The organism is Nostoc punctiforme PCC 73102, from assembly GCF_000020025.1.
In the GTDB taxonomy this organism is placed as follows: domain Bacteria; phylum Cyanobacteriota; class Cyanobacteriia; order Cyanobacteriales; family Nostocaceae; genus Nostoc; species Nostoc punctiforme.
This window is the reverse complement of sequence record NC_010628.1, coordinates 3,483,273-3,495,746: the sequence shown is the minus strand read 5'-3', so window position 1 is coordinate 3,495,746 and position 12,474 is coordinate 3,483,273. Positions and strand designations below refer to the sequence as shown.

The window sequence follows — 12,474 nt, the reverse complement described above, 5'->3', positions numbered from 1 at the left end:
ATTATGAATGGTATTTGTACCCTTGGCAATGATTATGTTTTCGATCAACTGGTGGCTTTGCTCAACAGTATTGATGTTATCTTGGGCCCCGAAATTCCTGTTTGTATCTATCCTTTCGACGATCAGACACAGCGAATTGCTGATGAAATAGCTAAACGACCTAATGTATTTCTTTACGATAATCAAGAATCAATCAACCGTTGGGATCAATTTATGCTCTCAGCAGCACCAGAGCGATTGAATCGGAGTAAATCACGGTTGTATGGCGCTCATCGGCGTTTTTGCGCCTTTGATGGGCCATTCGATAAATTTATCTATTTAGATGCAGACACCTTGGTGATGAATTCTCTGACATCGGTGTTTGAAAAGCTAGATACGTATGATTTTGTTGTCTACGATTTCCAATTTAAAGACGTTAGTAAGATATATAATGTTAACTCGCCAAAATTACTAGAAGTTTTCGAGCAAAAGCGGATTGATTCTGAAATTTTTTGCTCCGGTTTCTATGGTGCAAAACGAGGAACATTTAACTCAGAACAAAGAGATTTACTAATATCGCATTTACAAAATGGTGAGGCGGAAATTTTGTATGGCGGTGCTGGAGAACAACCACTGATAAACTACATGGTAATGAGGTCTAATCTTTATATTTATAACTTTGCTCGTCAACTACCAGATAATGCAAAGACAGGATGTTCCGCCACATCTAAGCACTTCGAGGAACGAGAACACCTTCTTTATGACAAAGGTAATCGGCTAACCTACCTTCATTATATTGGTATCCCTCCTAATATTAATCAAGCAGTCTGTGCTGGAGAAAATATTGATTTTCCCTATCGAGATTTATTTCTCTACTATCGTTACTTAAACGAACCAGATAAGCGTCCCATCTTTCAAAACCCTCCGAAGAATTATAATGACGCTCCAGTACCAAATTTACTTACAAGAGCTTTGCGAAAACTTAAGTTAATTAACCAAGGATAATTTATGAGTAGGGGAATTTATATTGTTGCCAACGATCGTGTTATTGATAATGCGATCGCTTTACTAAATAGTATTCGTTACTACGATCCAGAAGTAACCATTTATCTAATACCATTTAACGAAAATTATCACAAGGTAGCAGAACAGCTTTCTACCTTACACAAAGTGCAAATTTTCCCAGATTTGGAACTTATTGATAAATTTACTAAACGCATCGGAGAAATTTTTGATCGAGATTTCCTTGCCTTACCAAACAAAATGCGTAAACTAGTTGCGTGGTTTGGTCCTTTAGATGAATTTATTTATATTGATACAGATATTGTCGTTTTTGAAAAAATCGCCGACAATTTAGACAAACTTTCAGAAGTTGATTTCTTCTGTTGTGATTACCATTATGCCAATGACAAACTGCGAAATATCTTTTCCCCATTTGTGAAAGAGCAGCAACTTTTTTCTGATGCTCAACTTCAAGATGTTTTCAACAGTGGGTTTTGGGCTTCGAGAAAAGGAGTTATTACCGAAGAACAGATGGATGAAGCTTTGCGCGAGTGTGCAGCGCATCGTGAATATTTCGATTTTTCTGAAGGAGTTACAGACCAACCAATTTTAAATTATCTTGTTCTCAAACTGATTGACAAACGAGGAAACCTCGTCAAAATTCCTGGTGGTGGGCCTGGTAGTTGGGCGGGTTCACAAAGTTTCCAACAGCAAGATTATGCCCTCTATGACCGAGGACAACGACTAAAATATCTCCACTGGGCTGGTACGCGGATGAAAACTGGTAGTCCCTATTGGCAATTGTGGGAACACTATCGCTATCTCCATGAGGGTAAATTCGCTTTCATCTCCAAACTGACTCGCCGCTTATTTCCTTTTGTTGCTGCCCGCACTTAATATTAGGAGTATCCCAATGATTGATGGTATTTACATCCTAGCCAATGATGTTGTCTATGATCAACTAGTAGCATTGCTCAACAGTATAGAAGCTAATGCTGGTAGGAAAATTCCTATTTGTATACTTCCATATAATCAGCGCTTAGATAAGGTGAAAGCAGAGATTGCATCTAGAGATAATGTCAGCTTATTTGAAGATTCTGATTCCATAGCTTATTGGGATAACTTTGCGACTCAGATATGGAAAAATTATCCTAGAGCGCAAAGAACTTGGCGAGAGTGGGGTTTTTCAGAACTCTATGAGTTACCAATGCACCGCAAATTTTGTGCTGTGGATGGCCCCTTTGATAGATTTATTTATTTTGATGCAGATACCTTGTTAATGGGGCCAGTAGATTATGTATATGAACAATTAGATACATCTGATTGGGTAGTCAATGATTTTCAATATAAGTCTGACTTAAAATTTATTTTTGATGGTTCACCAGAGCAAATGCAGCAAATTTTCAATTCAGAAAAATTGCAAGATAAAGTATTTTGTGCTGGTTGGTTTGCAACCAAGAAAAATATTTTTCCTCCAGCGATAAGAGCCGATTTAATGGGCAAATTAATATCGGGTGAGGCAGATGTCATGGCTTTTTTAGCACCTGACCAATCTTTATTTAACTACATGGTGTTGAGAAGTGGAATTTCCTATTATAACTTTGCTTTTCATGACTGCGAGCAGGCAACTGGTAATCACTGGAGTTCTAAATTTGATGTAGTAGATAATATCCTCTTTGACCAAGGGCGGAAATTGACCTACTTACACTATATGAGTGTATCTTCTTCAGCTTTTGTGCGGCTTTGTGGAGGTGAAGATGTAGATATCCCTTACCGCGATGTTTTCTTATATTATCGCTATTTAAAGTCGCCTGAAAAACGGCCTCAAAGTTTTACCCGCCCAAGCCAGATAACGCTTTTGCAAAAGTCTACTAGTAGTTTTATTCAGCAAAGAGTAAACAATATTAAATTAAAGTATCGTAACTTCAAGGATAAAATTAATGGTTACTAATAATTCAGCAAAGAATGCCAATTAAATCAGCTTGTTGATGTTTTTCCAAAGTTTCATCGGTGATAAAAATTAAAATTACTCAATGCCGCAAGTCTTAAACGCAAGGACCGATAGTAATAACCAATAAATTTATTTAGCTTATGCAATAGCTTTTGGGAAATCGAATTTTTGTGGTATTCAATCGCTTCGTGCTGTTGAAAATATATCAGCGTTTCATCTGGATTTGCTTGTCCCTTTTTGATTTTTTGCCGTTCTACCCAATCCTTGAAATAAACAATACCGTCCATAGCATCCCATCGAACTGGCAATCCAGCCTTAGCAGCAGCTAATCCTATTGCATAACCCTCAGCACTATAAAAACCATTTAACTCACAGTAAATTGCTATAGTTTCCCATTGCTTAATAAATTCGATTTCACGCCCATTTTGCCTTGTAACTACAAATAACATTTCCATGACAAACTGAATATTAGTATCTTCTAAATCCAGGCCTAGTTTTTGTGCTAGTTTGCTCAGAATGGTCAAATCTCTAACTCTATTTGCCTTGTAATCATCATTTGCTGAATTAATATATTCTTGATTGTGTTTGGCAATACTGGTACAACTTCTTGCTGTTATACCAGGAAGCCATTTTATATCTGGTTGTAACTTATCTAATATTCTGATATCTGCATCGACAAATATACAAGTATTAAACAGTGATATGGCTTTGGCAATTACAAACCTTTTATCGTGGTAACAACCAATGCTCTGTTGTTCATGTTTAAATGCTAAAACGTTAAGATATATTTTAAATTCTTCTGGCTTATCTGTTAGGAGAATTAAATATACTCCTGGCGAATATTTTTCAATATCTTGAGCTAATAGGAAAGCATGAGAGCGATATCTTTTCCCTAAAGCTAAAGTGCAAAAACAAATGTCTGATTTTTCTTGGTTCATAAGATTTTAATTGTTTAAATAAAATTTGGTTGATACTAATATTAAAAATTTGTTTAGAGACAGAAGAATCATGCAAATTGTTTTGATTTAAATCAAACACTATGTTCACATATATAATATAGGGGCTGACTACTGTAATAGTACCTATCTTCCTCTAATTAGTAAAATTATATGCAATCCCTAAAAGATTTTAAGGCATGAATTAATTGCATCTATACTAAAGCCTTGAAAAATGCTTACTACAAAAGTATAAATGCTCACCAGCTATGGTGAGCATTTAAGTTTATTCCTATATCAAGGCAGTTCAGTTAATAATAACTTAAACATATTTTTATCAATCTAAGAAAAAGAATCTAAATCTAAAGATTGCATCCCTTCGCGTTCTATAAAGGTCATCATACTTCCCAACTGCAACCAAACTAATAAACAAGTAAACAAACTAATTGGTAGACCAACTCCTAAAGCCAAAGTGGAGGGAAAGCCAAATATCTCTAAACCTGAAGATAGAAATAGACAAGTCCCGCCAGTGATACCGATAAATGGCACAAGTAATTGTTTTAGAGAGGAACGTGGTTTAGTATTTTCTGCTCTTTCACTTGGCCAATTCTGCACAATTACTTTCAAAGTGCCAGATAATGCCAAACCAGATGTTAATGCTGTCAAAAAACCAACGAGTAAAAGGAAATAGGGTGGTTGTAGAGGAAAATAATACATTATTAAAACTCCTGATTTATAGGTTTTTAGTTTTTAATTGCTGACTGGTTTCCAGTAAAAGGCACTAGAAATGTAGCTTTTGGCAGAATAGCCGCCGCGCCTTCTCTAGATAAATTTGTTAAAATACCGATCGCTGCATTTAGTAAACGATCCGGTTTTAAGTCATCTTTAACTAGGTTCCACAGACGTTGGACATCTTCGGTGTGGAGGCGGTCATCTTCAGTGAGAGCTAGCACCAGCTGTCGCCGCAGGAACTTGCCTTCTTCCGACATTAAATATTGGAAACCCATCTGGGCTGTCGGCAATACATCAAAGTTGTTATCACTACGAGCGATCGCAATTAAATTCTCTAAACGCTGCCACTGAAATTTACCATCTTTGAACAACACATTCAATAATCGCCGCCGTAATTCCGGCGATTCCCCCGTCAGCAACCGCCGTGCTATGTAGGGATAACCCACTTCCACAATTTTGAAATCTGGGTTGAGGCTCAGGGCAATACCTTCTTGAGTCACTAAGGAACGAATAATCAAAGCAAACTTCGCCGGAACTCGGAAAGGATATTCGTACATCAGTTCCGAGAATTCATCGGTAATAGTTTTGAAGTTAAAATCCTTGACATTTTTGCCAATGGCGTTTCCTAGCACCGCTTCTAATGCTGGCACTATCGGGCAAATATTCGTGTCTGGAGTCAGAAATCCTAATTTTACAAAGTCTTCGGCTAAGTCGGTATAGTCTTTATTCACCAAATGCACTAGCGCATCTACTAGTGTTTCTTTGGTGTTTTCTTCCAACTGATCCATCATGCCAAAGTCGATATAAGCCATCCGACCATCGGGTACAGCAAATAAATTACCGGGATGGGGGTCAGCATGAAAGAAGCCGTGTTCTAGGAGCTGTTGCAATCCTGAAGTAACGCCAATTTGGATAATCGCTTCTGGGTCTAAACCTGCTTCGCGGATGCTTTTAGTATCCGTCAGCTTAAAGCCGTTAATCCATTCCAGGGTTAAAACGTGGGTATTGGTATAACGCCAGTAAATTCCTGGAACTTTAACTTGTGGGTCGTTGCGGAAATTGCTAGCAAATTTTTCGGCGTTGCGGCCTTCATTTATATAGTCGATTTCTTCAAATAGCTTCGTGCCAAACTCGTCCACGATTAAAGTGAGATCGTGACCGAGATTCAGGGGCAACCAAGGAGCTACCCAACTCGCACCCCAGCGCAATAAATAGAGGTCGCGGGTAAGAGTTGGGCGTAAGTTTGGGCGTTGCACCTTCACTGCAACTTCTTCGCCAGTGATCAGACGACCACGGTATACTTGACCCAAGCTAGCTGCTGCGACTGGGTGAGGTGAGAGTTCGCTAAAACTTTCATTAATTGGACGATCTAGCTCGGTTTCGATAATTTTGTAAGCGATCGCATTGTCGAAAGGTGGTAACTGATCTTGTAACTTGATCAGTTCTTCTAAAAAATCCTTACGTATTAAGTCAGGTCTGGTGGAGAGGGCTTGACCAACTTTAATAAAAGTTGGGCCGAGGCGGGTGAGCAGTTCTCGCAACTGGATAGCTCGTTTACCCTTGTTCTGCTCAACTTTGTCTTGCCATTCGTCCCACTTGAGACTGATTATAAATACTGCAAAAGAGGAGATAATTCTCAGCAGTCGCCCCCAGGCTAGCCAAGGACGGTAACTATAATAGCGAGCTATCGCATCTGGATTATAGAGCTTTAGCTGAGTAGGTTGATACTGACCCACGCCTTTATTTGCCTCTTCAACTGAAAAATTTACAATGATTGTTTCTCTAGTAAACCTACAAGTTAGTTGTAGGCAAAAGATAGCGGTAGTTTTTTATCTGAAACAACTCGAACCCTGCCTTTCTGGGGTACTGTTCGAGGCAGTTTTAGCCTAAATTACTTCCTAGATTTGTTTATCTTTTTCTTAATTATACTTTATAAAACTACAACTACTTATCCATCTTTTCGGTGATTTTATCTTTTCTTAACCTTATTTTATATAAATATAAATATCTACCTGTATCTGTAAATTTGGTTAGGATATGAGAAATCCGTAAGCATGTTTGCTTTCAGCTACATATCACAGTAGTAAGTAGATAAACTTAAATTAAACAGAAACCGCTCAGGAGAAGGATTCACGACTTCTGCGGGAAATCATGAATCTTGATACTATATTTATTTATACTTACTCTATTAAGTGAAAATTGTAATACTCTATGTGTAAAAAATAACTATTTAAGGAAAATCAACTTTTGTAAGAGAGTGTATATTAAGAAGCTTTTTGAATAATAAAAATTAGAGCGTTAAATACAACTTTGGTAATTGGTAGTGGTTTTACCACAATTACCAATTACCAACTTTTAACTATCATTTGCTGCTATTTAGATTTGGCCTCCAAGTTTTCTAAACGGCTTCTCAATTCCTGGTTTTGTTGCTTGAGTTGGTCGAAATCTTCACGCAATTGACGGAGGGTTTTTTCTGAACCGATGTTCTTTTGCACCCTGGAAATTTCTTCTTCAGCATTGCGACGGACACGCCCATCGGCTGTTTGTTCAGCTAGCGATCGCAAAATTCCGACTGCTTTGGGTGTTTCCATTTGTCCCAATGCTGCTGCTACCGCCACTTGCGTTAAAAAGAAGGTTTCTTTAGCTAGTTCTGCCAGTTTTTCTAAAATCCGTTCCAAATTAACCGGACTTTGACCTACAGAAATCTTTCCTAAAGCGCGAATTGTGGCTAAACGTAGAGGTTGTGGTACACCGATTTTGGTGTATTCGAGTAGTAGATTTAAAGCTGCTTCCGAGGTTTTGAATTCAGCTAAACCAGCGATCGCACCACTCCGCACTACTTCATTCCAACCCGCCTTTTCTTCTAAAATGCCCTTGAGTTGCTTTATTACCTTATCTTCCTTGGGTTTTTCTTCCAAGTTTGCAGATGCGATCGCGCCAATCACACGAGAGGCTGTTGCCTCCACATAGTAGCTGGGATCGCCTTTTTGCAACAACCCTCTTACAACTTTATAGCTTTCAGCAGTTTTGATTTGAGCAAGTGCTTCCACTACAGATCGTCGCACGTAAGCATTTTTATCTTTTAATCCCAGAACTAAGCCATCAAAAGCTTGGTCTAAATTAATTTTGGCTAGTTGTTTTGCCACTTCCACCCGCACACCCCACAATGGGTCATTTTTGAGGGACGCAGACAGTGCTTTTGTTGCTTCTAACCCGCCTTTTTTCGTTAAAGCTTCTGCTGCATAGATGCGCGAAATTGGGTTGGGGTCAGATTCTAATTGTGCTTTTAACTCTGCTATTGGATACTCTAAAGCTACTGTTTTTAGGTAATTATTCTCAACATCAAAGCTGATATATTGAGGCTTATTTTCTAGGGGAAAGTAGAAGCTTTGTTCTCGTTCATTTACACGCACGACAAAAGTCTTGAGTTGTGAGTTAGGAGTTGTGAGTTTGGAATTATTTTTAACTCCTAACTCCTCACTTTTCCCTTCTTGTTGGGTATAGCCAAAACCAATAGGTATTTTTAAATCAAACAAATCTTTACTGCCATTTTTATCTTCAGCAGCTTGAGTTTGAGTTACCGTAATTTTTGCCAACTTAGCATCTCCATCCCAAGAGTAAGCTACCTTAAAATCGGGATGGCCGCCACGATAAACATATTGATCAAAGAGAAACAAAAGATTATGTCCAGTAGCCTTTTCAATCGCCCTGAGTAAATCTATAGTTTCTACAGTTTTGTGGGCATTATCTTGGACAAATGTTTGAATAGCCTGCCAAAATAATTCATCTCCTAATTGGGCCCGAATCATGTGATAAACACAAGACCCTTTTTCGTAGATGTGGCGATCGTAAAGTTCAATAGCTTCGCGGTAAACATGTGTTACCATCGGGCGACGGTAGCGGCTGCTATCTTCACTAATGTAACGACGAGCTTCTAAAAAACGATAGTAAGCTGCTTCTTCTAGACTATATTCTTGCTCTGTCCACATTACCTCAGAATAGGAAGCCATTCCTTCCTTAATCCAAGCATGAGACCAATGCTTAATCACCACCAAATCACCAAACCACTGGTGGGCGAGTTCGTGGACGACTAAACTTTCGGTGTTGCGGTTATCTAAAGCGGCGCGTTCATCAAGCAAACATCTATCTGTTAACAAGGTTGTGGAGGTGTTTTCCATCCCGCCAAAGATGAAATCATCGACACAAACCTGGGCATATTTCGGGAAAGGATATGGATAACCATACTTTTGGCTCAAAAATTCGATCATCCGGGGAGTTTTGCCCATGCTGCGTTTAGCATCTTCCTCCCGTCCCTTTTCTACGTAGTAGGTGACTGGTTTACCCTTCCATTCATCCTGAATTTCGGCAAAGTCACCTACTGCCAAAGTCATCAAGTAGGTAGGATGAACTTGTTGCTGTAACCAATGGTAGATTTTATAATCACCATCTTCTGTGGTGTCAATCAGTTCGCCGTTGGAAATCGCCACGAGGGGGTTGGGGACACGAACGCGAATTTCTGAAGTAGACAATTGTCCTGGATAGTCAAAGCAGGGGAACCAAAAGCGAGAGTCTTCGTCTTCTCCCTGAGTCCAAACTTGAGTGGGCTTATTTGGATAATGCTTGTCTGGTTGGATAAAATAAATACCGCGTTGCGGTTTTGCCACCGAATAGGCGATCGCAATCAGCAAGCGTTTACCAATCTGAGTTACCTCAGAAAGTTTGATAGAAAGCTGTTCCCCGTCGTAGTCAAAATTTTGTGGCACATCGTCCACTTGCACAGACTCGATATTCAGGTTGACAGCATCCAAAGTCAAACGGTCAATGCCATTACGGATTGGCAAGAGGCGAATGCTACAAATGCCCTGATAGCTTTTCTTAGGAATATCTAAGCTGAGATCGAGAAAAATATGCTCCACCTGTCCTGGGCGATCGGGATTGTAGTGTGGTCTTGCTCCCGGTAACTCAAAAGGTTTGTGTCCGTTATTATCTGTATCAAAATAAGACTTCGACATTGATCCTTACTGACCTTGTAATCCTGAAAAGTCTGGCTTGGCTAGATGTAATTAAGCAAAATAGCGGTATCTGTATTTCCCAAATCAATAGGGCAATATGGGGGTTAAGATTCCCATTGGGGATTGGAGGATTGAAATTAATCTCACCCAAGTTTCCGAAGATCGACTATCGATCCTGGGACTTTTTTCCATATCCCTCCCGCATTTCCTTTTACTGATGTTTTGCACTTTTTTGTCATCGAGTCAAGTGTCTCTTGCACCTCGATAGATTCTCATTAAGTACAAATACTCCTAATTGTTCTTATAACTTAGGATAACTTGCTGCTGTTAAGCAGGCTATTTTATTTGAGATGAACAGCATATCATTTGCAAATTCGCTCCTCATTCCCTGGGAGTCTTTTTTAGGGTAATTATTTGAGACTGCAAGCTTATAGGACTACTAATTTTATCAGTAAATACCGATCGATGAGTGGAAATTATTAATAAATCCGAAAACTCTACAGTGACACTTGTATAAATCTCGGTGACAATCTGAGCAAAAGAGGATAATAAAATGCCCGAAAGTAAATCAAAGTTTTTCATTCCTGCGGTTGGTGCTGCTCTCGTTGTAGCAGGAAGTATCGCGGCTTACACGTATTTGAAAGGCCCATCAGGAAGTAGCTCAGACGCTCTCGGCAGTGCTAAATTAGTACCTTCAACAGCATTGATGGCAACTTATATTACTACTGACCCTCAAGCTTGGGCAAAGTTACAGCAATTTGGTACTCCAGAGGCACAAAAGTTAGTGGCAAAAGGTCTGGAAGATTTCAATAAGCAAATGTTCAGTGACGGTAACGTTTCTTATGAAAAAGACATAAAGCCTTGGGTTGGTGGTGTGATGATTGCTGTACTACCACCAAATTCTGTGAAACCAGCACAGTTAAAAGTGCCCTCCGGGGCACCTAATGTACCAACAAATTTACAGCAGGAATCAAATATCCTGATAGTAGTGGGAATCAAGGATAAAATCAGTGCCTTGAATTTTGCTAACAAATTGAAGTCACAGAAAGGGGTGAAATCCCAAGAATCTGACTACCAAGGTCAAAAAATTCTTGAAACTACAGAAAATGGCAAACCTACATATAGCGTAGTTTTAAATAATAGTCACTTGTTATTAGCCCCCGAAAAGCAAGCTGTAGAAAAAGCAATTGACACCTTTAAGGGACAGTCTTCTTTTGCCAGTAAAGAAGGTGCAAGCAGCATTCTCAGCAAAGGAGTGGATGTTAAAAATAGCCTCGCCCAAATTTATGTACCAGACTATGCAGTTATGGTACAGCAGTTAACTGCCGGAAGTCAGCAGGCAAAGCAGTTACCTCCACAAGCCTTGGCGCAACTGAAGCAGATAAAATCTGTGGTAGCGGGTGTTGGTGTTGATGATGCGGGAGTGCGGGTAAAAGCGATCGCTAATTTAGATCCACAGCTGAATAAATTCCAGTATCAATCAAGTCCGGGAAATATAGTCGGGCAATTTCCTACTGATACCTTTGCTCTGATTAGCGGAAATGGCATCAGCCGTGGCTGGGAAACTTTAGTAGAACAGTCAAAAGATTATCCAGAAATGAAGCAAGCCTTGGAGCAAGCACGAGGACAAGTGAAAATTGCCAATATTGATCTAGATAAGGATATTTTTGGCTGGATGAATGGGGAATTTGCCTTTGGTGCTATTCCATCCAATCAAGGAGTGTTAGCCAGTGTTGGTTTTGGAGGTGCTTTAGTATTTGACACTAGCGATCGCAAAACAGCCGAAGCCACCTTGACAAAATTGGATAATTTGGCCAAAGTACAACAAATCAACATCGCTAATAGAAATATCGGTGGTAAAGACGTAACTGAATGGCAAATCCCCAAACAGGGAGCTTTATTGGCGCATGGTTGGCTGGATCAAGATACTGTATTTGTGGCTCTTGGTGGCCCAATTGCTGACGCAATCAGCGATCGCAAAAATCAATCTCTCGATAATAGCGAAGCTTTCAAAGCCGTTACTGGTTCTTTGCAAAAGCCCAACGGCGGCTATTTCTACCTGGATATGGATAAAACTAAAACTGTACCATTGGTCAATAGTTTAATCTCATCCGATCCCAATACCATCACAATCCTCAATTCCATTCGTGGTCTTGGTTTTACTGCTAATAGCCCCGATAAATCTACCAGTGAATTAGAGATGTTGTTAGCTCTCAAGCCTTCTGCAAAATAAGGAATTAGGCAGAAGAGGCAGAGGGACAGGGGAGCAGGGGGACAAGGGGACAACGGGGAATTATTGAACAAATCTCTCCTCTCTCTCCCCTCTTCGTTGTCTCTTCTTCATACGCCCGCTCCCTGCTCCCCTGCACCTTCCCCCCCTGCTCCCACTTACAACACTTCATGATTCCGAGATTCCAATGTCTGGCTCAGTCTATCCAACGCCCCAGTCAGCCTTTCCTGAGCTATAACATTAGCGTCTGATGGTGAGGATTCTACGGGAACCTCCTCTTGCCTCTTGAATGTTTGTAAGGTACGAATTGCTACAAATAAGATCAAGGCAATGATTAAAAAGTCAATGATTGCGCCAAGAAATTGACCGATCGCAATTCCTGGGCCTATAGTGATAGTTCTCCATTCTTTGCCAGTCACGCCAATCAAGGGGTTAATCAATGGCATAATCACATCCTCAACAAAGGAGGTGATAACCCGGCTGAAGGCAGTACCGATGATGACTGCGATCGCTAAGTCAATTACATTACCTTTGAAAGCAAATTCTTGAAAATCCCTTAAAAAGCCACTTGCTCTTCTTCTTGGTCTTGCCATACTTGAGACTAAATAAGTTAGTTGTAGTCTTTTTTTATAT

Annotated in this window: 9 protein-coding genes; 4 read left to right on the top strand and 5 right to left on the bottom strand. The window is 39.8% G+C overall.

Annotated features, from left to right (window positions below; all coding sequences use genetic code 11):
- Window positions 1–3 precede the first annotated feature (3 nt).
- From NPUN_RS14365 to NPUN_RS14355, 3 genes are read left to right on the top strand one after another with little or no spacing between them, the layout of a single operon-like run.
- Window positions 4–984, top strand: a complete 981-nt coding sequence (locus NPUN_RS14365; protein ID WP_012409349.1) for an Npun_R2821/Npun_R2822 family protein — start codon at window positions 4–6, stop codon at window positions 982–984.
- A gap of 3 nt (window positions 985–987) precedes the next feature.
- On the top strand, window positions 988–1,878 hold the full coding sequence (locus tag NPUN_RS14360; RefSeq protein ID WP_012409348.1) for an Npun_R2821/Npun_R2822 family protein: 891 nt from the start codon (window positions 988–990) through the stop codon (window positions 1,876–1,878).
- Between the two features lie 16 nt (window positions 1,879–1,894).
- Window positions 1,895–2,932: an Npun_R2821/Npun_R2822 family protein gene (locus NPUN_RS14355; RefSeq protein ID WP_012409347.1), complete on the top strand. Its 1,038-nt coding sequence runs from the start codon at window positions 1,895–1,897 to the stop codon at window positions 2,930–2,932.
- A 53-nt stretch (window positions 2,933–2,985) separates the two neighbouring features.
- On the opposite strand, the gene NPUN_RS14350 is transcribed toward NPUN_RS14355, so the two are convergent.
- From NPUN_RS14350 to NPUN_RS14335, 4 genes are all read right to left on the bottom strand, one after another.
- Entirely contained in the window at window positions 2,986–3,870 is an 885-nt protein-coding gene (locus NPUN_RS14350; protein WP_012409346.1) for a hypothetical protein, read from the bottom strand.
- A 339-nt stretch (window positions 3,871–4,209) separates the two neighbouring features.
- Window positions 4,210–4,584 (bottom strand): hypothetical protein, encoded by a 375-nt coding sequence (locus NPUN_RS14345; protein WP_012409345.1) that lies wholly within the window; start codon window positions 4,582–4,584, stop codon window positions 4,210–4,212.
- Between the two features lie 26 nt (window positions 4,585–4,610).
- A complete protein-coding gene (locus NPUN_RS14340; RefSeq protein WP_012409344.1) occupies window positions 4,611–6,335 on the bottom strand; it encodes an ABC1 kinase family protein in 1,725 nt (574 codons plus the stop codon).
- 636 nt (window positions 6,336–6,971) lie between these two features.
- Window positions 6,972–9,611 (bottom strand): M1 family metallopeptidase, encoded by a 2,640-nt coding sequence (locus NPUN_RS14335; protein ID WP_012409343.1) that lies wholly within the window; start codon window positions 9,609–9,611, stop codon window positions 6,972–6,974.
- A gap of 553 nt (window positions 9,612–10,164) precedes the next feature.
- Between NPUN_RS14335 and NPUN_RS14330 the strand changes: the two genes are divergently transcribed.
- Window positions 10,165–11,844, top strand: a complete 1,680-nt coding sequence (locus NPUN_RS14330) for a DUF3352 domain-containing protein (RefSeq protein ID WP_012409342.1) — start codon at window positions 10,165–10,167, stop codon at window positions 11,842–11,844.
- A 155-nt stretch (window positions 11,845–11,999) separates the two neighbouring features.
- Here NPUN_RS14330 and mscL read toward each other — a convergent pair whose 3' ends face one another.
- Window positions 12,000–12,434, bottom strand: coding sequence for a large conductance mechanosensitive channel protein MscL (mscL, locus tag NPUN_RS14325; protein WP_012409341.1), 435 nt, complete (start codon window positions 12,432–12,434; stop codon window positions 12,000–12,002).
- Window positions 12,435–12,474 lie beyond the last annotated feature (40 nt).